Here is a 25,815-nt window from a genome sequence, read left to right on the forward strand (position 1 = left end):
CCTCATGGCGTTCCGTGGACCCACGGCTCACGTGCCTAGGGTGATCGCCATGACCGGTACGTCCTCTCGGATCGAGCACGGCGCACACCGCGGCCGGCGACGACGCCTCGGCTACCCGGCAGCGGCCGCCGTCTTCGCCATCGGCATGGCGGGCACGACACTGCCCACGCCTCTGTACGGGCTGTACCGCAGGGAACTGGGCTTCTCCGAGCTGATGGTGACGGTCGTCTTCGCCGTCTACGCGGTGGGCGTGATCGCCACCCTCCTGCTGGCGGGCAACCACTCGGACCGGGCCGGGCGCCGCCCGGTCCTGCTGTACGCCCTGGGGCTCGCCGCGGCGAGCGCCGTGTGCTTCCTGCTCGAAGGCGGGCTGCCGCTGCTCTTCGCCGGCAGACTGCTGTCCGGTTTCTCGGCCGGGCTGCTGAGCGGCGTCGGCACGGTGACCGTGATGGAGCTGGCCGCACCGGGGCAGAAGTCCCGCGCCGGATTCGCCGCGACGGCGGCGAACATGGGCGGTCTCGGCTGCGGTCCCCTGCTGGCCGGGCTGCTGGCCGAGTACGCCCCGCTGCCGCTCCGGCTGCCGTTCCTCGCCCATCTGGCGCTGGTGGCAGTCGCCTGCGTCCTCGTCCTGATGCTGCCGGAGACGGTCCCCGATCCGCGCCGCCGGACTCCCCTCAGGCCGCAGGGCCTGCACGTACCGCCCGAGGCGCGCGGGGTCTTCGTGCCCTCGGCGCTCGCCGCGTTCGCGGGCTTCTCGCTCCTCGGACTGTTCACGGCGGTCGCCCCGAGCTTCGTGGCGCAGACCCTGGGCGTGGCCAACCTGGCCGTCGCGGGTCTCGTGGTGTTCTCGGTGTTCCTCTCCTCGACCGTGGGGCAGTCGCTGACGGGCCGGCTGACCCTGGCCACCGCCGCGCCGCTCGGCTGCCTGGTGCTCGTGGTGGGACTGCTCCTCGTCGGCGCGTCCCTGTGGGTGAAGGCGATGCCGCTGCTGGTGACGGGGGCGGTCTGCGGCGGGCTGGGGCAGGGCCTCGCGTTCCGGGCGGCGGTGACCGCGGTCGGGAACGCCGCACCCGCCGCGCAGCGGGCCGGCACGATCTCGTCGTTCTTCGTCGTGGCGTACGCCGGGATCTCGCTGCCCGTGGTGGGCGTGGGGGCGCTGACGATGTGGCGCGGGCTCGAGCAGGCCGGGTTGACCTTCACCGCGTGCGTGACGGTGCTGGTCACCGCCACCGGACTGCACCTGGCGCGGCACCCCGCCGGGCCCCGCCGGATGGACTCCGCCCGGTGAGGCGGCGTCGGAGGCGCGGCGCGGAGGCCGGCGTGACGGCGCGTCGTACCGGGCGACGGCGGCGTATCGCGTGGGGCGTCTCCCTCGCGGTGTGCCTGGCGCTGCTGCCGGCGGCGGCCTGGGCGTCGGCGCGGGCCGCGCGCCCGGCCGACCGGGCGCGAGACCAGGACGCGCCGTCGGCCGTGGCACCACGGGCGGAGGTCGTGGCCTTGGTCGCGGGCCAGGGGGACGGGGACGTCAACCGGACCCGCGACCGGTTCGCCGTGCACGCCACGGACCTGGGCGTGATGTGGCGGGACAGCCTCGGCCGGGTGGCGGTCGCCTTCGGCGACACCTACGGAGAGGGCTGGGGAGGCAAGGGCGCCGGGCCCGCCACCGCGGACTGGCGCTTCAACACACTGGCGCACTCCACCGACGGCCGCCTGGACGACGGCATGCTCATCGACTCCATGGTGACCGACCGGCCGGGCCACGCGGCCCGCTTCCTGCCCGGTGACCCCGGCCTCGACGAGGTCACCGTCATCCCCACGGCCGGTGTGAGCGCGCTGGGCCGGGACTACGTGCACTACATGTCCGTACGCTCCTGGGGGCCGCCCGGCAGGTGGGTGACGAACCACGCGGGCATGGCCTGGTCCGACGACGGCGGCCGCACCTGGACCAAGCCGTCCGCGGCACGGTGGGACAACGCGGACGGCACCAGCACCTTCCAGATGGGGGCGCTGGTGCCGTGGGGCGGCCACGTCTACCTCTTCGGTACGCCGAGCGGCCGGTTCGGAGACGCCCGTCTGGCCCGGACGACCGCGGCGGCCCTGCTGGAGCCGGCGGCGTACGAGTACTGGACCGCCGCCGGCTGGCGGGTGGGCGCGCAGGCCGACGCCGTACCGGTCATGCGGGGCCCGGTGGGCGAGCTGTCGGTGCAGTACAACACGCATCTGGGCGCGTGGCTGGCGCTCCACCTGGACGAGTCCAGCGCCGCGATCGTGGCGCGCACGGCCCCGCACCCGACGGGGCCGTGGAGCGAGGGCCGGGTGGTGGTCGACGGCCGGGACCATCCCGGCCTCTACGGCGGGTTCCTGCATCCGGCCACCACCGGGGCGGAGGTGTACTTCACGATGTCCCGCTGGGACCCCTATCACGTGCTGCTGATGCGCCTGCCCGTCGACGGGCTCGCCTGAGCAGGGCCGATGTGCGCGTGGAGCCGCCGGGTGTGGTCCACGTACCGGGCGGCCCCGGTGAGGCGGACCCTGGCCACCAGGCGGGGGTCCGCGCTGGAGGCGGCCAGGCGCAGCTCCAGCTCTCCCGGTTCGACGACACGCCGGCCGTCGCGGCCGGTGAAGGAGGCCAGGTCGGCCGGGACCGTCACCTCCAGCCGCCGCGACTCCCCCGGCGCCAGGGTCACGCGCGCGTAGCCGATGAGGCGCTGCACCGGCTGCACGACCGACGCGACCGGGTCGTGCAGATACAGCTGGACGACCTCGGTGCCGTGCCGCCCGCCCGTGTTGCGCACCGTGAAGGCGAGCGCGAAGTCGCCGTCCGTGCCGGTCTCGTCGTGCGTGACCGTGAGGTCGCTCCAGGAGAAGGTGGTGTACGACAGGCCGTGGCCGAAGGGGAAGGCGGCGGTCGGGTCGATGCTGGACACCTCGGTGGCCTGGGCCAACCGGGCGGCCAGGTAGGTGGACGGCTGCGCGCCGGGCGTGCGGGGGACGCTGACGGGCAGCCGGCCCGACGGGTTGATGCGGCCGCTGAGCACCCCGGCCAGGGCTGCCGTACCGGCCACACCGGGGAAGAAGGCCTGCACGATCGCGGCCGCCTCCTCCACGGCGCGGCCCAGTGCGTACGGCCGTCCGGCCAGCAGCGCGGTGATCACCGGCGTCCCGCTGTCGAGGAGGGCGTCCAGCAGCTCCTGCTGTACGCCTGGCAGGGCGAGCGAGTCGGCGTCGCAGCCCTCGCCGCTGGTGCCGCGGCCGAAGAGCCCGGCGCGGTCGCCGAGCGCCGCGATGACGACGTCGGCGTCCCGGGCGAGGCGTACGGCCTCGGCGATGCCGGAGGTGTCGTCGCCGTCGACGTCCGCGCCGCGCGCGGTGACGATCCGCGCGGTGGGGAACTCGCGCTCCAGCGCCTCGCGCAGCGTCGGGAGCTCGGTCCCCGCCGGGGTGCCGGGGTGCTGCGTGCCGACGTGGACGGGGAAGGAGTAGCAGCCGAGGACGGCCGTCGGCTCGTCTGCGTTGGGACCCACCAGGGCGATGGTGCGCGGCCGGTTCGGTGATGAAGTCGGTGGTGAAGTCGGCGATGGGGTGAGCGGCAGGGTGCCGTCGTTGGCGAGGAGGACGATCGCCTGGTCGGCGATCCGCGCCGCCAGCTCCCGGTTGGCCGGCGCGTCGAGGTCGACCGTGCCGCGCAGGGCGGCCGGGTCGCCGAGGTCGGCGCCCTCCAGGGCGGGTGGGACGGGGCTCCAGTCGGCGTCGAGGAGGCCGAGTTGCGCCTTCTGGGTGAGCACCCGGCGCACGGCCCGGTCGACGAGCTCCTCGGGCACCCGTCCGGTGGCGACGGCTTCGCGGAGGGGTGCGCCGAAGGTCTTCACGGTGGGCAGTTCGACGTCGACACCGGCGCGCAGGGCGGTGGCGGCCGCGTCGGCCCAGCTGCCGGCGACGCCGTGCAGGGTCTTGAGGAACGCGATGCCGAAGTAGTCGGCGACGACGGTGCCGTCGAAGCCCCAGGTGTCGCGCAGCAGCCCGGTCAGCAGGGGTTCGTCGGCCGCGGAGGGGACGCCGTCGGTGTCGGTGTAGGCGTGCATGACCGAGCGCGCCCCGCTCTCGCGTACGGCCATCTCGAACGGTACGAGCACGACGTCGGCGCGCTCGCGCGGCCCCATGGCGACGGGGGCGAGGTTGCGTCCGGCGCGCGAGGCGGAGTAGCCCGCGAAGTGCTTGAGAGTGGCGACGATGCCGGCGGACTCCAGGCCCTGGATGTAGGCGGTGGCGAGGGTGCCGACGAGGTACGGGTCCTCGCCGATGGTCTCCTCGACGCGGCCCCAGCGGGCGTCCCGTACGACGTCCAGGACGGGGGCGAGGCCCTGGTGGACGCCGACGGAGCGCATGTCGGCGCCGATGGCCGCGGCCATGCGGCGGATCAGGCCGGGGTCGAAGGTCGCCCCCCAGGACAGGGGGACGGGGTAGGCGGTGGCCTTCCAGGCGGCGAAGCCGGCGAGGCACTCCTCGTGGGCGAGGGCGGGGATGCCGAAGCGGTTCGCGGAGGCGATGCGCCGCTGGGTGCGCACCAGGGACAGGGCGCCGAGGGCGGGGTCGACGGGGGCGGTGCCGAAGGGGCGGGTGAGCTGTCCGAGCCCGGCGGGCAGGAGGGCGTCGAGGTCGACGGGCTCCTCCATGTCGTGCTGGTGGGGAGCGACTTCGCCACCCTGGTCGGAGGCCCCGGCCCAGACGCCGTAGAGCTGGGCGGTCTTCTCCTCGAGGGTCATCGCGGAGATCAGGGCGGAGACGCGGGTGTCGATGTCCTGGGCGGGGTCGTTCCAGACGGAGACGGCGGAGGTGGCGGGGGTGGCGGGGGCCGGCTGGGCTTCGGCCGTGTCGGCCGGGTTGGCCGGGTTGGCCGGGGTGGCGGTCACTTTCCTCCCACACCCATCAGGCCCTGGACCAGGGCGCGACGGGCGAACAGGTAGACGAGCAGGACGGGCATCATGGACAGGACCACGGCGGCCAGCAGTCCCGGGATGTTGATGCCGTGCTCGGTCTGGAAGTCGTACAGACCGAGCGTGATGAGCTTGGTGGAGTCGGACTGGGTCAGGACGAGGGGGAACAGGAAGCCGTTCCACGCCTGGAGGGCGGAGAACACGACGATCGTGGACAGGCCGCCCTTGGACAGCGGCAGGACGAGCCGGAAGAACATCCGGCGCGGCGAGGCGCCGTCCATGGCCATGGCTTCGTACAGCTCGGGCGGGATGTCCCGCATGGCGCCGCTGAGGACGAGTGCGGAGACCGGCAGGCAGAACGCGGCGGTGGGCAGGACGACGCCGATCAGGTTGTCGTACAGACCGGCCTGGCTGATGAGGTAGAACATCGGGATGATCACGGCCTGTGCCGGGATGGCCAGGCCGAGGAGGAAGAGCCGGAAGACGCCGGAGGTGATCCGGCTGCGGCTGCGCACGATCGCGTACGCCAGCGGCGGCACGAGCAGCACCACCAGGCCGACCACGGCGACGGTGACGAGCAGCGTGTTGAGGAGGTACTGGCCGAAGCCGCTGTCGAAGGCACCCCGGTAGTTGTCGAGGGTGAAGGCCTCGGGGAGGGCCAAGGGGCCGTTGCGGGCGTAGTCGGAGCGGGACCGGACCGTGGCCGTGAGCATCACGTACAGCGGGAGGCCGACGAGGACGAGCCAGATCAGGGAGACCGCGCCGGCCGGATAGTTGGGGCGTCGTCGCATCACAGGCCTTCCATGGTGCTGCGCATCTTGTCGTAGCCGGAGACACGCACGACGATCAGCGAGACGAGGGTCGCGGCGACGACGAGGACCAGGGCGACGGCCGCTCCGGCGCCGAAGTCGAAGCCTTTGAAGGCCTTTTGGTACATGTAGTACGCGCTGATCGTGGTGTCGGTGCCGGGACCGCCCTGGGTCAGGATGAGGACGGTCTCGAAGGTGGTGAGCCCGCCGACGACCATGAGGATCACCGAGGTGATCACCGCGTTGCGCAGCTGCGGCAGGGTGATGTGGAAGAACTGCCGGTAGCGCCCGGCGCCGTCGATCCGCGCGGCCTGGTAGAGGACAGGCGGGATGGCGCGCGCGGCGCCCTGGTAGATCAGGGTGTGGAACGGCGTGAACTGCCAGGTGGACACGGCAACCAGGACGCCGATGGCGGTGGCCTGGCCTCCGAAGAGGTTGCCGTCGCCGAAGAGCCAGGCCGCCCGGGAGGGCACACCGAAGTTCGGGTCGAGCACCGCGCGCCACAGCACCGAGACGGCGGTGGTGGACAGCAGCAGCGGGACGAAGTAGATGGCCGAAAGTACCGCGCGGTTGCGCTGGTGTCCCGCGGCCCAGACGCCGAGCAGGATGCTCAGCGGGGTCTGGACCGCCACGCCGAGCGCGGTGAGCAGGAGGCTGAGCCAGATGCTCTCGATCATGACGGGGTCGCGGAAGACCCTGGTCCAGTTGGCCGTGCCGGCGAACTCGGGAGGTCCGAGGCCGTTCCAGCTCATGAAGGACAGGACGGCGACCATGAGGAGGGGGGCGAGTGCGAAGAGGGCGAAGAACACGGTGGCGGGGAGCGCCCAGCCGAGGCCGGGGCGGCCCACGCGGGTTGTCTGCGGGGTCATGTCGGTTCGGGGCCGGTTCGGGGTCAGACCGTCGGAAGGGCCTGCATGGCCTTGATGAAGCCGTCCGCGTCGATCTGGCCGTTGACGAAACTCTGCACGGCCTGGTGGATGGGCGTGATGGCGGCCGGCGGGTACGCCTGGTCCCAGGACAGCTGGAACGACGGCGCCTTCTTGACCAGGTCGAACTGGTAGCGGGAGTACGCCGGGTTGGCGGCGGTGTCGAGGAACTTCTCGGTGTTGGTCGTGGTGGGCAGGTTGCCGACGGAGAGTTGCTCCTTGACGAAAGTGTCGGAGTACATCAGCTTGAGGAACTCCGCGATGGCCTCGGGGTGTTTCGTCTTCTTCAGCACCGAGTAGAAGTTGTTGGTGTTGCCGACGAGATTGGCCTGGTCGCCCTTGCCGCCCGCGACGGCGGGGAAGGCGGTGTAGCCGAGGTCCTTCTCGGCGAACTCCTTGTCGGCGTCCTGCTGCGTGGCGTACGCCCACGAGCCCATCAGCTCGAACCCCGCCTTGCCGCTCGCCAGGAGCGCGGGGGAACCGCCGTCGGTGAACTTCACGGAGTCGAAGTTGGAGCCGAAGGCGCCGGCGTCGACGAGCTCTTCGAGCATGCGGAGGGCCTTCTTGCTGTCGGCGCTCTCCCAGACGCTCTTGTCGCCCTCCAGCGCCTTCTGGAACAGCTCGGGGCCCGCGACGCGGTCGTAGAGGTACTCGAACCACATGAGGGTGGGCCACTTGTCGCCGCCCCCGAGCGCGATCGGCGTGACGCCCTTCGCCTTCAGCGCCTTCACCGCGGCGAGCAGCTCGTCCCAGGTCCGGGGCGGCTGGACGCCGGCGTCGGCCAGCACCTTCTTGTTGTGGAACAGCAGGACCGGCTGCGTGCCGCGCATGGGGATGCCGTACGGCGTGCCGTCGACGACGGCCGTGTTGAAGACGGACGGCAGGAACCTCGACAGCAGCTGCGGGTCCTTCTTGGTGAACTCGTCGAGGGGCAACAGGAGGTCGGCCTTCACGAACGGTTCGATGCTGCCGCCGCCCCAGTTGAAGAAGACGTCCGGGGCCTGCGGGGTGTTGATGACCGTCTGCAGCTTCTGCTGGTAGTCGGCGCCCGGGATGGTGTCCAGGACCGCCTTGACCTTCGACGTCCTGTTGAACTCGTCGACCAGCCGCTTCTCGACCTTGTTGGTGGCGTCTCCGTACACCAGGACGTGGAACTCGCCCTCACCGGACGACGCCTCCCCGGCGCCGCCCCCGCAGGCGGCCAGGCCCAGAGCCATGACCAGGGTCACGCCGGCCGCGAGCATGCGGGGGGACCGCGCACGTGTCTTCATACCTTGCCTCTCGAAAGTTTCTGACCTACGAGCGAAAGTGTCTGCGCGCCCTGGACAGTAGGGGAGGCGCCCGCGGCCGTCAACGGGCGCGACGGCGCGACCGGACCGTTACGGGGAGGCGTGCCCTATCCTTCGGGCATGCGTGATGACGACGGTGTGGACGTTCGGGTGACCTTGGCGGAGGTGGCCGCGCAGGCCGGTGTGTCCCTCTCGACGGTTTCGAAAGTCCTCAACGGCCGTTCCGACGTCTCCAGCCCGACCCGGACGAAGGTCGAGCGGCTGCTGGTCACCCACGGCTACCGGCGCCGCGCGCAGGGGACGCCCCACGCACCGCTGATCGAGCTGGTCTTCCACGAGCTGGAGAGCGTCTGGGCGATGGAGCTCATCCGCGGCGTCGAGAACGTCGCGAAGGAACACAGCGCCGGTGTCGTCCTCACCGAGAGCGGCACCCGCCACGCCCCCGGCCCCGACTGGGTCGAGGGGGTCCTGCGGCGCCGCCCGCTCGGCGTTGTGCTCGTCTTCTCGACCTTGCCGGACGAGGTCAAGAAGCAGCTCAGGTCCCGGGCGATCCCGTTCGTCATCATCGACCCGGCCGGCGATCCGGAGCCGGACGTCCCCTCCGTCGGGTCCGCCAACTGGTCGGGGGGCATGGCCGCCACCCGCCACCTCGTCGACCTGGGGCACGAGCGCATCGCCATCATCACCGGGCCGGAGGACATGATGTGCTCGCTGGCACGGCTGGACGGTTTCCGCTCCGCCATGACGGTGGCGGGCCTGACGGTCGACCCGCGCCATGTACGGTTCGGCGACTTCCACGTCCAGGGCGGCTTCTCGCACGCCATGGAGCTGCTCGACGGCCCGGACCGGCCCACCGCGATCTTCGCCGGCAGCGATCTCCAGGCGCTCGGGGTGCTGGAAGCCGCCCGTCTGAAGGGCCTGAGCGTGCCGGGGGACCTGTCGGTCGTCGGGTACGACGACGTTCCGCTGGCCCAGTGGTCGGCCCCGGCGCTGACGACGGTCCACCAGCCGCTGCGGCAGATGGCCGAGGAGGCGGCGCAGATGCTGCTGCGGCCGCGCGACCCCGGGAAGTCCGCGCTGCGCATGGAGCTGGCCACGAAGCTGGTGGTGCGCAAGAGCACCGCACGGCCGGCGTCGCCGCCCCGGGGAACCTCGGCCTGAAGCGTTCCGAAGCGCTCTCGTCCCGGTGGTTGACCGGCCGGAGTCGCGGCCGTAAGGTCTGGCCAACCTTCGGAAGAAATCCCGAAAATTTCGAAACCGGGACAGGGACTTCTCCGCGCAGGGATACGTGCCGGCGCACGCGCCATTCGGCGGGGCGCACCTGCCCGGCATGTCTGTCGACCACGACAGCGACCCATCAGCCAGTCCGGACGGTCCTCCGGTCGTCCGGCACCCGCCAGAAGAGGACCACGACATGGTCATGCGTACCTCCGTGAGCCCCGACCCCACACCCACACCCGCGTCCACGCCCACACGCCCGGGCAGGCGCTCCCGAGCGCGCCGCTTACTCACCGCCGGTACGGCGTTCCTGCTCGCCGCGGCGGGCGTGACCGCTCTGTCCGGCACGGCCGAGGCCGCGAGCACCCTCGCGTCGGCGGCCTCCGCCAAGGGCCGCTACTTCGGGGCCGCCGTATCGGCGCAGTACCTGGGCGAAGCGCCGTACGTCTCCACGCTCAACACCGAGTTCAACTCGGTCACGCCGGAGAACGAGATGAAGTGGGACGCCGTCGAGGGCACCCGCAACGCGTTCACGTTCACCTCGGCGGACCGGATCGTCAACCACGCGCTGGGCAGGGGCATGACGGTCCGCGGCCACACCCTGGTGTGGCACTCGCAGCTGCCCGGCTGGGTCGGCGGTCTGTCCGCCACCGACCTGCGGTCGGCGATGAACAACCACATCACCCAGGTCATGCAGCACTACAAGGGCAAGGTCGCCGCCTGGGACGTGGTCAACGAGGCGTTCCAGGACGGCAGCAGCGGTGCCCGGCGCAGCTCGCCGTTCCAGGACAAGCTCGGCAACGGGTTCATCGAGGAGGCGTTCCGTACGGCGCGCGCAGCCGACCCCGGTGCCAAGCTCTGCTACAACGACTACAACACCGACGGCGTCAACGCGAAGAGCAACGCGGTCTACGCCATGGTGAAGGACTTCAAGGCGCGCGGCGTGCCGATCGACTGCGTCGGCTTCCAGTCGCACTTCAACAGCGCGTCGCCGGTGCCGGCCGACTACCAGGCGAACCTCCAGCGCTTCGCCGACCTCGGCGTCGACGTCCAAATCACGGAGCTCGACATCGAGGGCTCGGGCACCGCCCAGGCGACGAGCTACGGCAACGTCGTCAAGGCGTGCCTGGCCGTGACGCGCTGCACCGGCATCACCGTCTGGGGTGTGACCGACAAGTACTCCTGGCGCAGCAGCGGTACGCCGCTGCTCTTCGACGGCAACTACAACAAGAAGCCCGCGTACGACGCGGTGCTGGCCGCGCTCGGAGGGACCGGCGGGGGCGGCGGAGGCGGCGGAGGCGGCAACGGGGCCTGTTCCGTGTCCTACACCACGACGTCGCAGTGGAACGGCGGCTTCAACGGCCAGGTGACGGTGACCGCGGGCAGCGCGCCGATCAGCGGCTGGACCACCACGGTGACCGTCACGCCGCCGCAGAAGATCTCCGCGACCTGGAACGGCACACCCACCTGGGACAGCAGCGGCAACGTCATGACGATGAGGCCGAGCTGGAACGGGAACCTGGCGGCCGGCGCCTCGACCACCTTCGGATTCACCGTCATGACGAACGGCACCACCGCGGCACCGGTCCTCGGCGGGTGCACCGCCTCCTGACGCCCCCTCACCCAGTGGACTCCGCGTGGGGCTACCGCTCCCCGGCCCCCTCCTCGTAGGGGAACCGGGCGAGCGGGGCCTCACGCTGGAAGAAGGTCTTGGCGCGTATCGCCGCCCGCTCGTCGTCCCGCACCTGTCCGGGCCGGGAACCGTTGCCGAGCAGCACCCCGCCGAACCGCATCCGCATGTACGCGGCCGTGTGGTGAAGGGTGGTCACCAGGCCGTCGGCGACGACCTCTTGCTGGTGCGCCATGACCGTCACGCCCCACAGGGTCCGGCCCGCCATCCGCTCCTTGAAGTCCGAGCCGGGCGCCACCAGCCAGCCCGACCAGTAGTCCAGGTACCGCTTGGTGTGCGCGGACAGGCTGTACCAGTACAGGGGCGAGGCGATGACGATGTCGGTGGCCTCCAGCGTGGCCTGCCGCAGCGTCTCCTCGGTCTCCCCCGCCGACCAGCCGTCGGATTCGTGCCGTCCGTCCTGGAAGTCCGGCAGCGGCAGCCCGGACAGGTCCACCCAGCGCTGCGCAGTTCCGGCGGGCAGCTGCGCGGCGGCCGCTCTCGCGAGGATCTCGGTGTTGCCGTCCGGCCGGGAGCTGCCGAGGACGAAGAGGAACGAGCGGTCCGTGCCGTGCGTCGCATCAGTCGTATCAATGGTCATGCTGTCTTACAACTGCCTTGCTCCGCCGGTATTCCGGCGGCGGACCGACGCGCCGGCTCCGTCTGCCACGGGACGACCACGACCTGTACGTCGTCCTCGTAGAGGATCCGCCCCGGGGACGTCGACTCCACGCGCTCGCAGGCCACTCCGTGGGCTGCCAGGAGATCCAGGTAACCGGTCACCCGGTCGATGAGGTGCACGGCCGTGGTCTTGAACCACGCGACGGCACCGGGGTTGACGTCCTGGTCGTAGACGGTGGGGTCGGTGTCCGACGGGTCGGGGTAGGCAGCGTCGTACCAGTCGTTGGCCGCCCGCCAGAACCGGTACTCCTCCTCGGTGAGCCTGCCTTCCCTGGCCAGCCCGTTGGCCAGCGCGAACACGCCGGGGAAGTGCCCCCGTGGGGTGCGGTGCGTCCCCTGGAACCTCACGTACAACGCGTCAGCGTCCTTGCTCACGGCACTCCGTCCTTCCTCGTGTGACGCGGTCGTCCGCCGCCACCAGCAGCCGCCGCTGGAGCACCGCCACCTGATCGGGGTGGCGCGTGCGTGCGTGGCGGAGCAGCAGGTCGCGGGCGGTCGCGCCGATACGGCGCTTCTTCGGGTGGCGGGTCGTGAAGTGTTCGCTCGCGAAGAAGGCGACCGCGCCGTCCAGCCCCGTGGTGTCCGTACGCCGGACGGCCCAGGCGAGATCCGCCGTCGGCGCCTCCGTCAGCAGGGCGAGGGGCGCCAGGCGTGCGAGCACATGGGCGGCGTCGTCGGCGCGCGGCGACCCCAGCCACCCGAACACGACCTCCAGCGGGACGGACCGTGCCGTTCCGGGATCCGGTACGTCTCCCTCGGCCCAGGCCCGTGCGTAGGGGCGCAGCGGTTCGGGGGCGGCCGAGGCCCACGCGTCGCGGTGACGCCTCGGGATGGCTCCCGGGGCCGTTGGCCCGAGCAGGTCCGAGGGGGGCTTGCCGACCGTGCGGATGCGCTGGCTCCCCGCGTCGTACAGGGTCAGCCGGGGGTGGTCCTGGCACATGCAGTCGAAGAGGGGCGTTGTGGCCGCCCGCGCCGCCTCGGCGGCCGTGACGGCGGCCACCACCTCCCGCACCTCCGCCGGATCGGTGATCCCGTACGACGCGGGATGGCCCGGCAGAGCGGGGACGGGGGCGGGGTCCGACACGACCACGCGCACCGCACGGGACAGTGACTTCATCGTGCGATCGTAAGGCGCGCCGCGCAGCACAGGTGCGGAGTGTAGTGCGCCGAGAACTCCACGGCCGTGAAGGGGGACAGCGCCCTGTCGCACATCCTGCAGGACGTGGTCTCCGAGAACGCGTCGGTGGCCACCGACGACTGACCCGACGTCCGGCGGGCGCCGGACGCGAACGGGATCCGGGGCCGCAGAACCGCAGAACCGCCGGGGTGGCGTCAGTGCTGCCGCCCCGGCGGTCCTCTGTCATCCGGCCTCTGCGGCCTTCCCTACCGGCCTTCCCTACCGGCCTTCCCTACGTCTCGCCCTCGCGGTCCTTCTCGCGGCGTACCGACTCCTGGGCCGTCGGGCTCGGCGTCAGGGTGTCGGCCGCCTCGCCGTCCTTCCGCCGCCTCTTGTCCCGCTCCCCCTCGCCGATGCGGAGTTCGGCCTCCTCGAACTCGTGCAGGACCTCTTCCGTCGCCGTCTCGGGCGTGTGCTTGCGCTCCTTCATGGTCTCCGGGTTCCTCGCCCCGCGCCGTATTAACCCAGGCGGTGCAGCTCGGTCCCGGTGAGGCGGCCGCCGGTCACCAGGGCCGTCATGTACGTGCGGTACGGCTGGCGGCGCCGGTCCGTCGGGGAGCCCGGGTTCAGCAGCCGCAGCCCGCCCGGTGCCGTGGTGTCCCACGGGATGTGGCTGTGTCCGAACACCAGGACGTCGAGGCCGGGGAACCGCTCCTCGCAGCGGCGCTCGCGGCCCTGGGCCGGCCCGGTGTCGTGGACGACGCCGAAGCGCAGGCCGCCGAGGTCGGCGTGGGCCACCTCGGGGAGGCGGGCGCGCAGCTCGGGGCCGTCGTTGTTGCCGTACACCGCGATCAGGCGCCGGGCGCGGCGCTCCAGCAGGTCCAGCGTGGCGGCGTCCACCCAGTCCCCCGCGTGCAGCACCACATCGGCCCGGTCGACGGCGTCGAGCAGCTCGGCGGGCAGGTGCCGGGCGCGTTTGGGCACGTGGGTGTCGGAGGTGAGGAGCAGCCGCAGGCCGTCTCCGTCGCTCATCGCCGGTGGTGGACGACCGCGCCCAAGCGGGCGCGCCACGATCCGGGTGCCGGATGCGCCCGCCAGCCGCGGTCCCACTCGGCCCTGCGCGGGGCGGGTGAGAAGTCCGCTTCCGGGCCCTCGACGGCGTACCGGGAGGCGAGTGCGGTCAGCACGGCGGTGAGCGCCGCGAGCTCGGTGGCGGTCGGGCGGCCGTGGACGATACGCAGGTGGTGCGGCATTCCCTCATGCTGCGCCGACGCCCTCCGCCGGGGCATGCCGTGCTCGGCCGCACGGGTGAGTCGTGGTCACGCCACGCCATCGCTGTTGTTGCGCACGTCGCGCACGCCACTCCTGCGTGCCGTGCGCGACGCGCACCGGGGTCGGGGGGGCCTGACGTCGTGATGCGGCCCATGAGCGGGGCGCCGGGCCCGAGGCCGGCCGCCCGGGGCCCCGGGCCGCGGCGGCGGCCCACCGGTGCCGGCGAGGGCCTTCGCTCCCCGGTTCGGCCCAACGGCGCCGGATTTCTTCGACGCGCGACCTGGCCGCAGGTCCGTGATTCTTTGAGCAAACGCGACGAAAGGGCTTACGTCATGGCCACGTTGTGCAGACCCGCAGTGGCGGTCCCCGAGCATGTGATCACCATGCAGCAGACGCTTGATCTGGCACGCTCCATCCACGCGGACCACCCGCAGCTGGCGCTGGCGCTGCGATTGATGGAAAACACCGGCGTGCGCAAACGGCATCTCCTGCGACCGATCGAGGAGACGCTCAAGCACCCCGGATTCGAGGCCCGCAACGCCGTGTACGAGGCGGAGTCGAAGGCCCGTGTGCCCGCCGTCATCCGCCAGGCGCTCGAGGACGCCGAGCTGCGTGCCCAGGACATCGATGTGATCATCTACGTGTCCTGCACCGGCTTCATGATGCCGTCATTGACGGCCTGGCTCATCAACACCATGGGGTTCCGTACGGACACCCGGCAGATCCCCATCGCGCAGCTGGGCTGTGCCGCCGGGGGCGCGGCCATCAACCGCGCCCACGACTTCTGCACCGCCTATCCCGAGGCGAACGCCCTCATCGTGGCCTGCGAGTTCTGCTCGCTGTGCTACCAGCCCACCGACCTCGAGGTCGGCAACCTGCTGTCCAACGGGCTCTTCGGTGACGGCCTCGCCGCCGCGGTGATGCGCGGGCGCGGCGGCACCGGCATCTCGCTCGAGCGCAACGGCTCGTACCTGGTGCCGCAGACGGAGGAGTGGATCGCGTACGACATCAAGGACACCGGGTTCCACTTCAAGCTCGACAAGCGGGTGCCGGGCACCATGGAGCCGCTGGCTCCGGCGCTCAAGGAGCTGGCGGGGCAGCACGGTTGGGACGCGTCCGACCTGGACTTCTACATCATCCACGCGGGCGGGCCCCGAATCCTGGACGACCTCAGCAAGTTCCTCGGGGTCCCGCCGGAGGCGTTCCGCTTCAGCCGGGCGACGCTGACCGAGTACGGCAACATCGCCAGCGCCGTCGTCCTGGACGCGCTGCGCCGGCTGTTCGACGAGGGCAGTGCGGAGCATGAGGCGCGCGGCCTGCTGGCCGGGTTCGGTCCCGGCATCACGGCCGAGATGTCCCTCGGCCGCTGGACCATCTCCGATCAGTCCTGATCGAAGTCTGATCAATCCCAACCATCCCTGGACCGTTCCCGATCGCGTCTTCAACAGAGGATTCGCACCGTGCTGGATGAGACGACCACGGCCACCACGGCCGACGCGGCCACGCTGCCGCCCGTACGCCCCTGGCCCGCGCTCGACCTGTTCGGGGTCGACTTCGACCCGGTGCTGGCCGAGCTGATGCGGGAGGGGCCCGTCACCCGGATCAAGCTGCCCAACGGCGACGGGTGGGCCTGGCTGGTGACGCGCTACGACGACGTGCGGATGGTGACCAACGATCCGCGCTTCAGCCGCAAGCTGGTCACCCAGCACAACGTCACCCGGCTCGCCCCGCACTTCATCCCCGTCGACGGGGCGGTCGGCTTCGAGGACCCGCCCGACCACACCCGGCTGCGCCGGGCGGTGGCGCCGGCGTTCACCACGCGCGGTGTGGAGCGGGTGCGGGAACGGGCCAGGGAGAGTCTCGACGAGCTCGTCGAGGAGCTGCTGCGCGACGGGCCGCCGGCCGACTTCACCGAGCGGCTGCTGGAGCCGTTCCCGCTGGCCGTGGTCTGCGAGCTGATGGGCGTGCCCCAGGCCGACCGGCCGCAGATGCACGAGTGGACCTCGCTGATCCTGTCCTCGGCCAAGGGCGCCCAGCGCAGCCAGCGCGCCAAGGACGAGATGTGCGCGTACTTCGCGGAGGTGCTGCGCGAGCGCGGTCCGGGCGGCGGCGAGGACGTCATCGGCCTGCTGGGGGCGGCGATCGAGGACGGCGAGGTCACCGCCTCGGAAGCGGTGGGACTGGCCCTGCTGATCCAGATCGGCGGGGAGGCGGTCACCAACAACGTCGGCAACATGGTCTTCATCCTGCTCACGCACCCCGAGCACCTCGCCCGGCTGCGCGCCGAACCGGAGATCCGCCCGCGCGCCATCGACGAGATGCTCCGCTACATCCCGCACCGCAGCGCCGTCGGCCTGTCCCGGATCGCGCTGGAGGACGTGACGGTCGCCGGCGTACGCATCCGGGCGGGCGAGCCGGTCTACGTGTCGTACCTGGCGGCCAACCGGGACCCGGACGTGTTCGCCGATCCGGAGACGCTCGACTTCGACCGGAGCCCCAACCCCCATGTGGCGTTCGGGTACGGGCCGCACTACTGCGTCGGCGCCATGCTGGCGCGGCTGGAGACGGAGCTGCTCGTCGACGCCATGGCGGATCGTTTCCCCGGGCTGCGGTTCGCCGTCCCGGTGGAGCAGCTCCGCTTCCGCCGGGGCGCGCTCATCCGCGGCCCCGAGTCCCTCCCGGTGGCCTGGTGACCGCGCACCACGGGACGCCGGCGGCCCTGCTCGCCGGCGCGCCCGACGGGCTGCTGGTGCCGACGGGGCACGGCCGGACGCTGCGTACGCCCGCCCAGCAGGTGACGTTCAAGGTGACGGGCGAACACTCGCGGGCGGCGTCCAGCTTCGAAGTGGTGGTGCCCCCCGGATTCGACGTGGGGGCGCACCTCCACACGCGGAGCGAGGAGCTCTTCTACGTGCTCGAAGGGGAGCTGGACGTGCTGGCGTTCGAGCCGCGGGTGCGGACGCCGGACGACTGGCGGCACTGGGAGTCGGCGTCCGGCAAGCGCACGGTGCGGGCCACGCCGGGCACGGTCATCGTGGTGCCGCCGGGCTGTCCGCACGCGTTCGCCAACCGTACGGACACCCCGGCCAAGATGTTCTTCCAGGCGTCGCCGCCGCCGGACCACGAGCGGTACTTCGAGGAGCTGCTGGAGATCCTGGACCAGGGCGGCCCGCCGGACCACGACGCCATCGCGGCGCTGCGGGCGCGGTACGACATCGAGCAGCTGACGCCGCTGCGGCACGACGCGCGCGCCGGATAGCGGGCGTACGGAGCCGGGTTCGGCGACGTTCCCGGCTCAGCGTGCCAGCTCCTTGTGGGCGCTCTCCGGCAGCCGCAGGTAGACGACCGCGGACAGCAGGCAGAGGGCGGAGACGTACCAGGGGAACAGCCCGGGGCGGTCCAGGTCCTTGAAGAGGGTGCCCACATAGGGTGCCGTCCCGCCGAAGAGCGCGACGGTGAGGGAGTACGGGAAGCCGATGCCTGCCGCGCGGACGCGGGCGGGGAAGATCTCCGCGTTCACGGCCGCCGAGATCGAGGTGAACCCGGTCAGGAGCACCATGCCCGCGCACTGGACCAGCAGGAGCGTGCCGAAGCCGCTGATGGAGCGCAGCAGCGGCACGCTGAGGACGGCGAAGCCGACGCCGAAGAAGAGCAGCAGCGGCTTGCGGCCGTACCGGTCCGAGAGCAGGCCGCCGAGCGGCTGGAGCACGGCGAAGAAGCCGAGGGAGAGGGTGCCGGCGAGCAGCGCGTCGGCCTTCGAGACACCGGCGTTGAGCTCGGCGTACGTGGGGAGGTACGAGGTCCATGTGTAGTACGCGATGGTGCCGCCGGCCGTGATGCCGCAGATCAGCAGGGACGCGCGCGGGTGGTGGCGCAGGGCGTCGAACAGTCCGGGGCGGGAGCGGGCGCCTCGGCCGTCGGCGCCGGGGGCGAGCGTCTCGTGCGCCCCGCGCCGGATCCAGAAACCGACGAGGCTGAGCGCCGCGCCGAGGAGGAAGGGGACGCGCCAGCCCCAGCTTTCCATCGCGCCCGCGCCGAGGGTGGAGACCAGTACGGCGGCGATGCCGGAGGCGGCGAGCTGGCCGATGGTCGTCGAGACGTACTGGAAGCTGGAGAACAGTCCGCGGCGGCCGGGGCCGGCCGACTCGACGAGGAAGGTGGTGGAGGCCGCGAACTCGCCGCCCACGGACAGCCCCTGGAGGAGCCGCGCGACGACGAGGATCACGGGGGCGGCGAGGCCCGCCGCCGCGTACGTGGGGGTGAGCCCGACCAGGAGGCTGCTGCCGCCCATGAGGAGGATGGTGACGGTCAGGGCGGCCCGTCTGCCGTGCCGGTCGGCGACGGCGCCCATGAGGAGGCCGCCGACGGGGCGCATGAAGAAGCCCACGGCGAAGACGGCGAAGGTGGCGAGGAGGGGGACGAGGGAGGTCTCGGCCCCCTGGGGGAATATCTGGCCGGCGATGTACGTGGCCAGGAAGGTGTAGGCGTACCAGTCGTACCATTCGACGGCGTTGCCGACGGAGGCCGCGAGGAGTTGCCGGGCGGGGCGGTGTCCGGGCCCGGGGCGGGCCGGAGCGGAAGTAGATGTCATGATCACGGCCCTCCCCGCGCCGACGACACCGCACACCTGTCCCGTGTTACGTGTTCGTGTGACGTGCCCGTGGCCGTGTTACGTGTCGGTGCGGCGGCGCGCGGGGCCGGCCACGCGACGGCCCCGGCGCCGTCGGTGGCGTCGGGGCCGTACGGGGGGCGCGTCGCTGCGCGCGTCACATCACGTCGAGCGTGTCAGCTCCTCGGTTCCTCAGTCCGTTCCTCACTCCATGGTCGGGCCAGGGCCTCCGCGGACGCGGGCGCGTCCGGAGCGGCCTTCGGCCTTGGCGGCCGCGGCCATGGCCGCGCCGAGCAGCAGAGCCACGACGCCGACGATGACGTTGTTGACCACACTGCGGGTCGTGTCGACGTTGCCGGCCACGACCCACGGGGAGACGATCGTCCATGCGCCGATGGCGCAGGCGCACCAGGCCATGGCGTGGGTCCGCTCGTACGCCGAGGTGAACCCGCCCATGCACAGCACGTAGGCGATACCGGTGATCAAGTTGCTCACGGCGAGAGCGGTGAGGCCGCTGAACCCGGCGATCCAGGGAGAGGCCGCCAGGTAGACACCTGTGAGAAGGCCCAGCGCCTCGATCGCCTGGGTACGGGGGTTGCTGGTCGCACGCTCGAACCGGGAGCGCATCTCGGCCAGATCGGGGTGTTGCTCGATGCTCGGATGAGTGGTCATTGCGGGCCTGCCTCCTGTGGAAGACTTTATCTGCCCTTTATCCCATAAAACTCCTTTCGGACCTTTTGGTCAACAGGCAGAGATCCCCTTGTTGTCCGCTCCTGGTCACGACACCTGCGGGGCTCCCCGTCGTTGATCTCCCGCAGGACTCAGGACTGACGACGTCGAGAGGGGAACCGTGAACATCCGTTCCGCCCGTACCATGCATCTCCGCGCCGCAGCCGTGGCCGCGGTCGCCGGCGCGCTGATCGGCGCCGGCGCCGGGACCGCGGCCACGGCGCAGGGCGCCGAGCAGCCCGTGGGGCAGCCTGCCGGACAGCCCGGCGGGCACGAGCCAGACCAGGCCGTCGGGCTGGTCAAGAAGGGCCGACTGACGCCCTGGTCCGTCGTCGGCTACGCCCTCGACACCGCCGGGGGCTGAGTCGCCGGATCCGCGGGAGTTTCCGGGGCTCCCGGGCCCGCCGGGGCCGGGTGGAGCAGGCGGACCGGCTCGGTGTCGGCGTCGTTGTGGCGGAGCGCCCAGTTCTCCAGGGCGACCCGGCACGCGTGGTCGAGGTGGCGCACCCCGGACAGGTCCAGCTCGATGGGCCGGTCCTGGGGCAAGCCCTCCAGCCGCTCCAGGATCTTCGGCAGCCTCAGGAAGGTGGCGTTGCCGGTGAGGGCGGCCACGAGCCGCCCCCCGGTGAGCTCCCGGACCTCGACGTGGAGGTGGGAGGTCTCCCACGCGGTCTTGCACACGGCGAGCAGCAGCCCCAGCAGCACCCCTTCGAAGAGGTTGGTGAACAGGATGGCCAGGGCGGTGACGCCGAGGATGACCACCTCGCCCCGGTGCTCACGCCACAGCGGGGCGAGATCCCCGACCGGCACGAGCTTGCAGCCCGCGTGCACCAGGACGCCGGCGAGCGCGGCGAGCGGGATGGCGCCGATCGTCGCGGGGAGCAGCGCCGCGAACAGCAGCAGCCACATCCCGTGCAGGAAACGCGAGAGCGACGTGCGGGCACCCGCCTGCACGTTGGCGGCGCTGCGTACGATCACGGCTGTCATCGGCAGGGCGCCGAGCGCCCCGCAGATCGTGTTGCCGACGCCCTGCGCCATGAGCTCCTTGTCGTAGTCGGTGCGCGGACCGTCGTGCATCCGGTCCACCGCGGCCGCGCTGAACAGGCTCTCGGCGGAGGCGATCAGGGTGAAGGCGAGTACCGTCCCGATCGCCGCCATCCCGGCGAGGTCGGCGAAGTCGCCGAGGCCGGGCGGCTGGACGGCTTCCAGCAGACCCTGCACCTCGACCTTGGCGGCGGGCAGCTCGAACAGCGCGGCCACGGCGGTGGCCAGCCCCACCGCGGCCAGCGGACCGGGCACCACCCGGACCCGGGCGGGCAGCCGCGGCCACAGGACGAGGACGGCGATGGTGCCCGCGCCGAGGAGGAACGCGGTGAGCGCGGTGCCTCCGGAGGCGATGGAGGCGGCCAGCGAGGGCAGTCCGGCGAGCTTGCCGAGGCCGCCGGAGGGCTGGGTGGTGTCGGCCATCGCGTACAGCTGGCCGAGGACGATGACCAGGCCGATGCCCGCGAGCATGCCCTGGACGACGGCGACGGAGATGGCCCGGAACCAGCGGCCGAACCGCAGGGCCCCCAGGGCGAGTTGGAGCAGCCCCGATATGAGCACGATGGCGCCGAGCGCGGCGAGGCCGAACTCGCTCACGGCCTCGAAGACGAGCACGGTCATGCCCGCGGCGGGGCCGCTCACCTGAAGGGAACTGCCGGGCAGCGCGCCGACGACGAGCCCGCCGACGATGCCGGTGATCAGGCCCAGTTCGGCGGGCACGCCGGAGGCGACCGCCACACCCACGCACAGGGGCACGGCGACGAGGAAGACGACGAGCGACGCGAGGAAGTCGCGGCGCAGCACGGAAAGGTCTTTGAAAGCGGTGAACATGAGGGTGTGTTCCTAGCGGTGCGGTTCGCCGACAAGGGCGGCGGACGTCGGACGGCGAGGGGGCCGAGCGGGTCACGGAAGAGGGCCGGGCGGCTCACAGCGGCCCGAACTCCCCGTGCGCGTCCGGCCGGTGGGCGGTCGCCCGGTCAGGAACAGCGGCTTCTGGGTGGTACATCGTGGCCTGCCTCCTGCGCTCCGGGCCGTGGCCGGGGGCGCGGTGTGGTCGGGTCATGGACAGAGGTCGGCGGACCGCGGGGTCTCCGCGGCAGCCGTCGGGGCGCACGACACCGTGGTGCGGCGTTCATGCGAGCATGCGCCACTGCGACTTCCGCTGACTTTGCCTGAACATTACCTTCAGATGAAAGGTGGCTCCAGCGCCACCCTGAGCCATGTTGCCGTTACGTTTCAGCCGTGTTGACCCGGCCCCGGACCGCAGGGTTCTACGCATCGTGAAGTCTTGAACCGTATCGGGCGCCCCCGTACGGGCTGGTGACGGGGTGTCGGGCGGCCCGGGCAGGCCGGGAGGGAAGGCGCTTTCGCGTCACTGCTTGAATAACAGACAAAACTGAAAAGCGCCCCTGAATGTGCGTCAACAGCCTGCGCGAGGCAGTGTGTCCACCGCACCCCATCGGGAAACCAAGCGAGAGGATTCACACCATGCGGACACTGTTAAAGCGCGCCTTCATATGCGGCCTCGTCACCGCCGCTACCCTCGGCCCGCTGACCGCGGCGCAGGCCGCGGAGCGCGCCGAGGCCGGGCAGCGGCTCTACGCCCCGAGCGCACTCGTCCTCACCATTGGGCAGGGCGAGGACGTCGCGTCCTCGACGCCCCTGCGGGCGACTACCCTGACCTGCGCCCCCACCCCCGGCGGCACGCACCCGGCGCCGCAGCGGGCGTGCGCGGAACTGCGTGCGGCGCAGGGCGAGTTCGACAAGCTCGGCGGGGACGAGCAGCGGCCCTGCATCAAGATCTACGACCCGGTGGTCGTCACCGCGCAAGGCGTCTGGGAAGGCCGGCGCGTGGACTACACCCGCACATTCCCCAATTCCTGTGTGATGCAGACCGAAAGCGACAGCGTCTTCGCTTTCTGAGTCTGCTCGGCACATGTCCGTGCCGACATCGGAGGGCGAAACGGGTGGGCCGAACGGCCTCGACGCCCTCCTCTCGCGGCCCGCACAGCCGGCACCAAGACGGCCGTGCGGGCCGTCGTTCCGTGTGCGTACCCTGAGTGACGGCCGGAGTTTCCCTGCTCTTTCCCCGGGCTCTTGACCGCTCCGCGCACATTACGTTTCGTATACCACTTCTTGACCCGGCATCCGTCCGGCCCGCCCTGAGCGGCCGCCCGGGCCCGCGGGCCGGAGCCCGGGGAGAGGGAAGATGGCCTGTTTCCTTCGCTTTACGACTGCGACGGTGCGTACGGCTGCCACTCCCGCGTCTGCCACGACTGCCACGCTCCCGGGAGGAGAAACCCGGCGCGGACGGCCACAGTGGTCCTATGCGGGATCTGGACAGCGTCGCCGAGGAGCTCTACGGGCTGCGGCCCGACCGCTTCACTGCGGCCCGGAACGCGCGGGCCGTCGAAGCCCGCAGGGCCGGTGACCCGGCGCTCGCGGACCGGATCAGGGCCCTGCGCAAGCCCACCCTGGCCGCGTGGACCAGCAATCTGCTCGTACGCGAGCGGCGCGAGGAGACACGGTCGCTCGTCGCCCTCGGCGAGGCCCTGCGGCGGGCCCACCACGAGCTCGACGGGGAGCGGCTGCGCGACCTCGGCCACCGCCGCCACCTCGTGGTCAGGGCGCTCGCGCGGGAGGCGGGGCAGCTCGCGGCCGAGGCGGGACAGCCGGTCGGCGAGGACGTGCTGCACGAGGTCGAAGCGACGCTGAACGCGGCGCTCACGGATCCGCAGGCGGCCGAGGAGTGGGCGGCCGGGCGGCTGGCGAGACCCCTGTCCGCGCCGGTCGGCTTCACGGCGGTGGCGCCGGCCGCCGTGGCGGAGCGGCCGCGACGCCGCCCGCCGGAGATCCCGGAGAAAGAGAAGGCACGGGAGGGAAAGGAGGAGCGGGAGGCCGAGGAGGAGCGGCAGCGCGAGCGGCGGGCGCGGCTGGAGCAGGCCCGGCAGGAGGCCGCGGCGACCGAGCGGGAAGCACGCGAGCGGGAGGAGCGGCACCGGCGGGCGCAAGCGGACCGGGAGCGCGCCGAGGCGCAGCTGCACGAGGCGGAGCGCCGGGCCGCAGCCCTGGCCGCGGAGCTGAGAGACGCCGAGGAGCGGCGGCACACGGCCGCCGCCGAGGCCCGTGAGGCGCGGGACCGTGCCCGGGAGGCCGAGCGCGAGGCGCACCGGGCGCGCCGACGGGCCGAGGAGGCGGCCGGGAAAGCGGCACAGGAGGAGCGGTCTTCGGGGCAGCGGGCTCCGGGCCGGCCGCGCGGAACACGGTGAGCCGCGGGCGGAGAGGCGCCTCCAGTCCTAGGCCGGGGACAGGCGCCGGCTGGTGCCGTGGAGGTAGCCCACCTTGATGCGGAGCGCCCACGGGTCGATCGGTTTGACGAGGAGGTCGGCGGCCCCCAGGCGCAGCGCCTCGCGCTGGAGCTGCGCGCCGGCGCCCCAGCCGGTGACCAGGATCACCGGGATGTGGCGGGTGTGTTCGACCCGCTGCATGTAGAGCAGGACGTCCAGGCCGCCCAGCGTCGGCATGACGACGTCGAGGACGGCGACGGCGATTCCCCCGCGCAGCACCGCCTTGAGGGCCGCGTCGCCGCTGGTCGCCAGTTCCATGGGGTAGCCGAGTGGCGCGATGGCGCACTGCAGGGCGAGCAGGTTGTCCTCGTGGTCGTCCACCAGTAGGACCTTCTCCCCGACGGCCATGGCTCCTCACCTCCGCTCCATGCCGTTCGGTGGAGCCGGCGGGCGACCGCGCGACCCCCACTCACCCAGCATGCGCCCATGACGCCGTCCGTGGCAGCTCCTCCGCGGGCCTTCAGAGGCGGCCGCGGCGGCCCCTGCTCGCCAGGGCGCCCTGCGCGCGGGCCAGTGTGCGGCGGACCGGGCGCGTGCTGCGCAGCGCGGCGCGCGCCGCGTTCGCGCCGGGGGCGCCGTGCACGCCGCCCCCGGGATGCGCCCCCGCCGACGCGAGGTACAGGCCCTCGACGGGCGTCTCGGGGCGGCCGGTGCCCGGGAGCGGGCGGAAGACGAGCTGCTGGTGCAGGGCGGTCGTGCCGCCGTTGACGGCACCGTCGCGGAGGTTGGCGTCCAGGGCCTGCAGGGTGGGCGGCGCGAGGACGCGGCGCGCGCGGATGCGGGCGCGGAAGCCGGGGGCGAACCGTTCGACCTGCGCCTCGACGCGGTCGGCCATCGCCTCCCGCTCGCGCCGGTCCCAGGTGCCCGTGAGGGCGTCGTCGCCCGCGTCACCGCGTACGTCGTGCGGGACGTGGGTGTACGCCCAGGCCGACTCGGTCCCCGCCGGCGAACGGGTCGGGTCGGCGGTGGTCATCTGGCCGACGAGGAGGAACGGCCGGTCGGGCACCCGGCCCATGGCGATCTGGGCCGCGAAGCGGGTCAGCTCGTCCATGCCGTCGGCCAGGTGCACGGTGCCCGCGCCGACGGCCTGCTCGGCGGTCCACGGCACGGGTCCGGACAGGGCCCAGTCGACCTTGAAGGTGGCCCAGTCCCACTGGAAGCGGCGCACGTCGTCCAGGAGCCGTCCGGGCAGGTGCTCGGGGGCGACGAGGTCCCCGTACAGCGTCGGTACGGCCACGTCGGCGAGGACCGCCCGGCCGGCCGGCACCGTCTCGCCGTCGTCGGTGCGGACCGCCACGGCCCGCCCGGAGCGTACGACGACCTCCGCGACCCGCTCTCCGCAGCGCAGCAGCCCTCCGCGCCGCTCCAGCCGCCGTACGAGGGCGGCGGTGAGGGCGCCGGAGCCGCCGACCGGGACCGGGTAGCCGACGGTCTGGCCCAGCATGGACATCAGCCAGCCGAACCCGCCGCTGCCCGCTGACTCGGGCGCGAGGTCCGCGTGCAGGGCGTTGCCCGCCAGGAGCAGCCGGCCGCCCTCGCCGTGGAACTCCTCCTCGCCCAGGCGGCGCACGGGCAGCAGGAGCGTACGGGCGAGGTGCAGGCCCCCGGCGGCGCGCAGCCGGGCGAACAGGAGGGCCGAGGAGCGCAGCGGCGGGAAGGGGGTGAAGAGGGCGCCCAGGATGTCCTCGCCGAGCCGGTCCCAGATGTCGCACAGGCCGTCCCAGGCGAGGCCGTCGCCGGGGGCGAACTGTTCGAGTCCGGCCGCCGTGGCCGCCTGGTCCCGCTCCAGCACGGCGCAGCGGCCGTCGCCGAGGGGGTGGGCGAGGACGCGGGGCGCGTGGCTCCAGCGCAGCCCCTCCTCGTGGAGGTTCAGGCGGGCGATGACGGGCGAGGCGGCGGCGAGCGGGTAGAAGGCGCTGAAGAGGTCGCTGACGTACTCCGCGTCCACACCCCGGTCGCTGCGGACCGCCCCGCCGGGTTCGTCGTTGGCTTCCAGGACCTCGACGCGCCACCCGGCGTCGGCGAGGACGTTCGCCGCGACGAGCCCGTTGGGCCCCGCTCCGATGACGACCGCGTCGGGCGCGGTGGTCTCCAGGGCGGGGGTGTGCCAGTCCGGTGCCGGTGTCCGGGACATCGCTCTCTCCGTCCGTCTCCGCCCGTCCGCGTCCGTC

General features: G+C 72.4%; 25 protein-coding genes. 10 read left to right on the top strand and 15 right to left on the bottom strand.

Annotation, left to right across the window (positions count from 1 at the left end; all coding sequences use genetic code 11):
• Positions 1-49 precede the first annotated feature (49 nt).
• Positions 50-1,288, top strand: a complete 1,239-nt coding sequence (locus ABZX67_RS18635) for an MFS transporter (protein ID WP_355361385.1) — start codon at positions 50-52, stop codon at positions 1,286-1,288.
• A gap of 32 nt (positions 1,289-1,320) precedes the next feature.
• Entirely contained in the window at positions 1,321-2,463 is a 1,143-nt protein-coding gene (locus ABZX67_RS18640) for a DUF4185 domain-containing protein (protein WP_355361387.1), read from the top strand.
• Here ABZX67_RS18640 and ABZX67_RS18645 read toward each other — a convergent pair.
• The 4 genes from ABZX67_RS18645 to ABZX67_RS18660 all read right to left on the bottom strand — a co-directional run bounded on the left by ABZX67_RS18645 (position 2,421) and on the right by ABZX67_RS18660 (position 7,940).
• Complete coding sequence (locus ABZX67_RS18645; protein WP_355361524.1) at positions 2,421-4,796, bottom strand: glycoside hydrolase family 3 N-terminal domain-containing protein; 2,376 nt, start codon at positions 4,794-4,796, stop codon at positions 2,421-2,423. The genes ABZX67_RS18640 and ABZX67_RS18645 overlap by 43 nt on opposite strands.
• 110 nt (positions 4,797-4,906) lie before the next feature.
• On the bottom strand, positions 4,907-5,725 hold the full coding sequence (locus ABZX67_RS18650) for a carbohydrate ABC transporter permease (protein ID WP_355361389.1): 819 nt from the start codon (positions 5,723-5,725) through the stop codon (positions 4,907-4,909).
• On the bottom strand, positions 5,725-6,612 hold the full coding sequence (locus ABZX67_RS18655) for a sugar ABC transporter permease (RefSeq protein WP_355361391.1): 888 nt from the start codon (positions 6,610-6,612) through the stop codon (positions 5,725-5,727). The genes ABZX67_RS18650 and ABZX67_RS18655 overlap by 1 nt, the downstream gene beginning before the upstream one ends.
• 23 nt (positions 6,613-6,635) lie before the next feature.
• Entirely contained in the window at positions 6,636-7,940 is a 1,305-nt protein-coding gene (locus ABZX67_RS18660; protein WP_355361393.1) for an extracellular solute-binding protein, read from the bottom strand.
• 138 nt (positions 7,941-8,078) lie between these two features.
• Here ABZX67_RS18660 and ABZX67_RS18665 point away from each other — a divergent pair, with 138 nt between their 5' ends.
• Positions 8,079-9,119: a LacI family DNA-binding transcriptional regulator gene (locus ABZX67_RS18665; protein ID WP_355361395.1), complete on the top strand. Its 1,041-nt coding sequence runs from the start codon at positions 8,079-8,081 to the stop codon at positions 9,117-9,119.
• Positions 9,120-9,378: 259 nt separating this feature from the next.
• Positions 9,379-10,788, top strand: coding sequence for an endo-1,4-beta-xylanase (locus tag ABZX67_RS18670; protein WP_355361397.1), 1,410 nt, complete (start codon positions 9,379-9,381; stop codon positions 10,786-10,788).
• A 31-nt stretch (positions 10,789-10,819) separates the two neighbouring features.
• Here ABZX67_RS18670 and ABZX67_RS18675 read toward each other — a convergent pair whose 3' ends face one another.
• The 6 genes from ABZX67_RS18675 to ABZX67_RS18700 form a co-directional block, all read right to left on the bottom strand.
• Positions 10,820-11,446 (bottom strand): NAD(P)H-dependent oxidoreductase, encoded by a 627-nt coding sequence (locus tag ABZX67_RS18675; protein ID WP_355361399.1) that lies wholly within the window; start codon positions 11,444-11,446, stop codon positions 10,820-10,822.
• Positions 11,443-11,901 (bottom strand): hypothetical protein, encoded by a 459-nt coding sequence (locus ABZX67_RS18680; protein WP_355361401.1) that lies wholly within the window; start codon positions 11,899-11,901, stop codon positions 11,443-11,445. The genes ABZX67_RS18675 and ABZX67_RS18680 overlap by 4 nt, the downstream gene beginning before the upstream one ends.
• Positions 11,885-12,643, bottom strand: coding sequence for a hypothetical protein (locus tag ABZX67_RS18685; RefSeq protein WP_355361403.1), 759 nt, complete (start codon positions 12,641-12,643; stop codon positions 11,885-11,887). The genes ABZX67_RS18680 and ABZX67_RS18685 overlap by 17 nt, the downstream gene beginning before the upstream one ends.
• A gap of 292 nt (positions 12,644-12,935) precedes the next feature.
• Positions 12,936-13,133 (bottom strand): hypothetical protein, encoded by a 198-nt coding sequence (locus ABZX67_RS18690; RefSeq protein ID WP_355361405.1) that lies wholly within the window; start codon positions 13,131-13,133, stop codon positions 12,936-12,938.
• Positions 13,134-13,162: 29 nt separating this feature from the next.
• Positions 13,163-13,657, bottom strand: coding sequence for a metallophosphoesterase (locus ABZX67_RS18695; protein WP_355361526.1), 495 nt, complete (start codon positions 13,655-13,657; stop codon positions 13,163-13,165).
• A 14-nt stretch (positions 13,658-13,671) separates the two neighbouring features.
• The gene (locus tag ABZX67_RS18700; protein WP_355361407.1) at positions 13,672-13,896 is read right to left on the bottom strand and encodes an acyl-CoA carboxylase subunit epsilon; all 225 of its coding nucleotides are present in this window, start codon (positions 13,894-13,896) and stop codon (positions 13,672-13,674) included.
• A gap of 171 nt (positions 13,897-14,067) precedes the next feature.
• Here ABZX67_RS18700 and ABZX67_RS18705 point away from each other — a divergent pair, with 171 nt between their 5' ends.
• The 3 genes from ABZX67_RS18705 (at position 14,068) to ABZX67_RS18715 (ending at position 17,174) form a co-directional block, all read left to right on the top strand.
• Positions 14,068-15,306, top strand: coding sequence for a type III polyketide synthase (locus ABZX67_RS18705; RefSeq protein ID WP_355361409.1), 1,239 nt, complete (start codon positions 14,068-14,070; stop codon positions 15,304-15,306).
• Positions 15,307-15,375: 69 nt separating this feature from the next.
• Entirely contained in the window at positions 15,376-16,608 is a 1,233-nt protein-coding gene (locus tag ABZX67_RS18710; RefSeq protein WP_355361411.1) for a cytochrome P450, read from the top strand.
• Positions 16,605-17,174 (top strand): cupin domain-containing protein, encoded by a 570-nt coding sequence (locus tag ABZX67_RS18715; RefSeq protein WP_355361413.1) that lies wholly within the window; start codon positions 16,605-16,607, stop codon positions 17,172-17,174. Before ABZX67_RS18710 ends, ABZX67_RS18715 begins: the two co-directional genes overlap by 4 nt.
• A gap of 36 nt (positions 17,175-17,210) precedes the next feature.
• Here the strand turns inward: ABZX67_RS18715 and ABZX67_RS18720 are convergent, their stop codons facing one another.
• Complete coding sequence (locus ABZX67_RS18720; protein WP_355361415.1) at positions 17,211-18,506, bottom strand: MFS transporter; 1,296 nt, start codon at positions 18,504-18,506, stop codon at positions 17,211-17,213.
• A gap of 222 nt (positions 18,507-18,728) precedes the next feature.
• Positions 18,729-19,196: an SPW repeat protein gene (locus ABZX67_RS18725; RefSeq protein WP_355361417.1), complete on the bottom strand. Its 468-nt coding sequence runs from the start codon at positions 19,194-19,196 to the stop codon at positions 18,729-18,731.
• A gap of 202 nt (positions 19,197-19,398) precedes the next feature.
• Between ABZX67_RS18725 and ABZX67_RS18730 the strand changes: the two genes are divergently transcribed.
• Positions 19,399-19,617 (top strand): hypothetical protein, encoded by a 219-nt coding sequence (locus ABZX67_RS18730; RefSeq protein ID WP_355361419.1) that lies wholly within the window; start codon positions 19,399-19,401, stop codon positions 19,615-19,617.
• Here the strand turns inward: ABZX67_RS18730 and ABZX67_RS18735 are convergent.
• Positions 19,590-21,128, bottom strand: a complete 1,539-nt coding sequence (locus ABZX67_RS18735; protein ID WP_355361421.1) for a SulP family inorganic anion transporter — start codon at positions 21,126-21,128, stop codon at positions 19,590-19,592. The genes ABZX67_RS18730 and ABZX67_RS18735 overlap by 28 nt on opposite strands.
• 657 nt (positions 21,129-21,785) lie before the next feature.
• Here ABZX67_RS18735 and ABZX67_RS18740 point away from each other — a divergent pair.
• Together ABZX67_RS18740 and ABZX67_RS18745 are read left to right on the top strand one after the other, a co-directional pair.
• Positions 21,786-22,220: a subtilase-type protease inhibitor gene (locus ABZX67_RS18740; RefSeq protein ID WP_355361423.1), complete on the top strand. Its 435-nt coding sequence runs from the start codon at positions 21,786-21,788 to the stop codon at positions 22,218-22,220.
• Between the two features lie 404 nt (positions 22,221-22,624).
• Positions 22,625-23,566: a hypothetical protein gene (locus ABZX67_RS18745; protein ID WP_355361425.1), complete on the top strand. Its 942-nt coding sequence runs from the start codon at positions 22,625-22,627 to the stop codon at positions 23,564-23,566.
• Between the two features lie 27 nt (positions 23,567-23,593).
• On the opposite strand, the gene ABZX67_RS18750 is transcribed toward ABZX67_RS18745, so the two are convergent.
• Together ABZX67_RS18750 and ABZX67_RS18755 are read right to left on the bottom strand one after the other, a co-directional pair.
• Positions 23,594-23,992, bottom strand: coding sequence for a response regulator (locus ABZX67_RS18750; RefSeq protein ID WP_355361427.1), 399 nt, complete (start codon positions 23,990-23,992; stop codon positions 23,594-23,596).
• A 112-nt stretch (positions 23,993-24,104) separates the two neighbouring features.
• Positions 24,105-25,778 carry an NAD(P)/FAD-dependent oxidoreductase gene (locus ABZX67_RS18755; RefSeq protein WP_355361429.1) on the bottom strand — a complete coding sequence of 558 codons (1,674 nt, stop codon included), beginning with the start codon at positions 25,776-25,778 and terminating at the stop codon, positions 24,105-24,107.
• Positions 25,779-25,815 lie beyond the last annotated feature (37 nt).

This window comes from Streptomyces sp. NPDC003036 (assembly GCF_040611175.1).
GTDB lineage: Bacteria > Actinomycetota > Actinomycetes > Streptomycetales > Streptomycetaceae > Streptomyces.

Bases quoted from the DNA above. Each gene is read 5' to 3' on its own strand.
- ABZX67_RS18635 (WP_355361385.1), top strand. From the start codon at position 50: ATGACCGGTACGTCCTCTCGGATCGAGCACGGCGCACACCGCGGCCGG.
- ABZX67_RS18650 (WP_355361389.1), bottom strand. From the start codon at position 5,725: ATGCGACGACGCCCCAACTATCCGGCCGGCGCGGTCTCCCTGATCTGG.
- ABZX67_RS18655 (WP_355361391.1), bottom strand. From the start codon at position 6,612: ATGACCCCGCAGACAACCCGCGTGGGCCGCCCCGGCCTCGGCTGGGCG.
- ABZX67_RS18660 (WP_355361393.1), bottom strand. From the start codon at position 7,940: ATGAAGACACGTGCGCGGTCCCCCCGCATGCTCGCGGCCGGCGTGACC.
- ABZX67_RS18665 (WP_355361395.1), top strand. From the start codon at position 8,079: ATGCGTGATGACGACGGTGTGGACGTTCGGGTGACCTTGGCGGAGGTG.
- ABZX67_RS18670 (WP_355361397.1), top strand. From the start codon at position 9,379: ATGCGTACCTCCGTGAGCCCCGACCCCACACCCACACCCGCGTCCACG.
- ABZX67_RS18675 (WP_355361399.1), bottom strand. From the start codon at position 11,446: ATGACCATTGATACGACTGATGCGACGCACGGCACGGACCGCTCGTTC.
- ABZX67_RS18685 (WP_355361403.1), bottom strand. From the start codon at position 12,643: ATGAAGTCACTGTCCCGTGCGGTGCGCGTGGTCGTGTCGGACCCCGCC.
- ABZX67_RS18690 (WP_355361405.1), bottom strand. From the start codon at position 13,133: ATGAAGGAGCGCAAGCACACGCCCGAGACGGCGACGGAAGAGGTCCTG.
- ABZX67_RS18700 (WP_355361407.1), bottom strand. From the start codon at position 13,896: ATGCCGCACCACCTGCGTATCGTCCACGGCCGCCCGACCGCCACCGAG.
- ABZX67_RS18705 (WP_355361409.1), top strand. From the start codon at position 14,068: ATGAGCGGGGCGCCGGGCCCGAGGCCGGCCGCCCGGGGCCCCGGGCCG.
- ABZX67_RS18720 (WP_355361415.1), bottom strand. From the start codon at position 18,506: ATGACATCTACTTCCGCTCCGGCCCGCCCCGGGCCCGGACACCGCCCC.
- ABZX67_RS18725 (WP_355361417.1), bottom strand. From the start codon at position 19,196: ATGACCACTCATCCGAGCATCGAGCAACACCCCGATCTGGCCGAGATG.
- ABZX67_RS18730 (WP_355361419.1), top strand. From the start codon at position 19,399: ATGCATCTCCGCGCCGCAGCCGTGGCCGCGGTCGCCGGCGCGCTGATC.
- ABZX67_RS18735 (WP_355361421.1), bottom strand. From the start codon at position 21,128: ATGTTCACCGCTTTCAAAGACCTTTCCGTGCTGCGCCGCGACTTCCTC.
- ABZX67_RS18740 (WP_355361423.1), top strand. From the start codon at position 21,786: ATGCGGACACTGTTAAAGCGCGCCTTCATATGCGGCCTCGTCACCGCC.
- ABZX67_RS18745 (WP_355361425.1), top strand. From the start codon at position 22,625: ATGCGGGATCTGGACAGCGTCGCCGAGGAGCTCTACGGGCTGCGGCCC.
- ABZX67_RS18750 (WP_355361427.1), bottom strand. From the start codon at position 23,992: ATGGCCGTCGGGGAGAAGGTCCTACTGGTGGACGACCACGAGGACAAC.
- ABZX67_RS18755 (WP_355361429.1), bottom strand. From the start codon at position 25,778: ATGTCCCGGACACCGGCACCGGACTGGCACACCCCCGCCCTGGAGACC.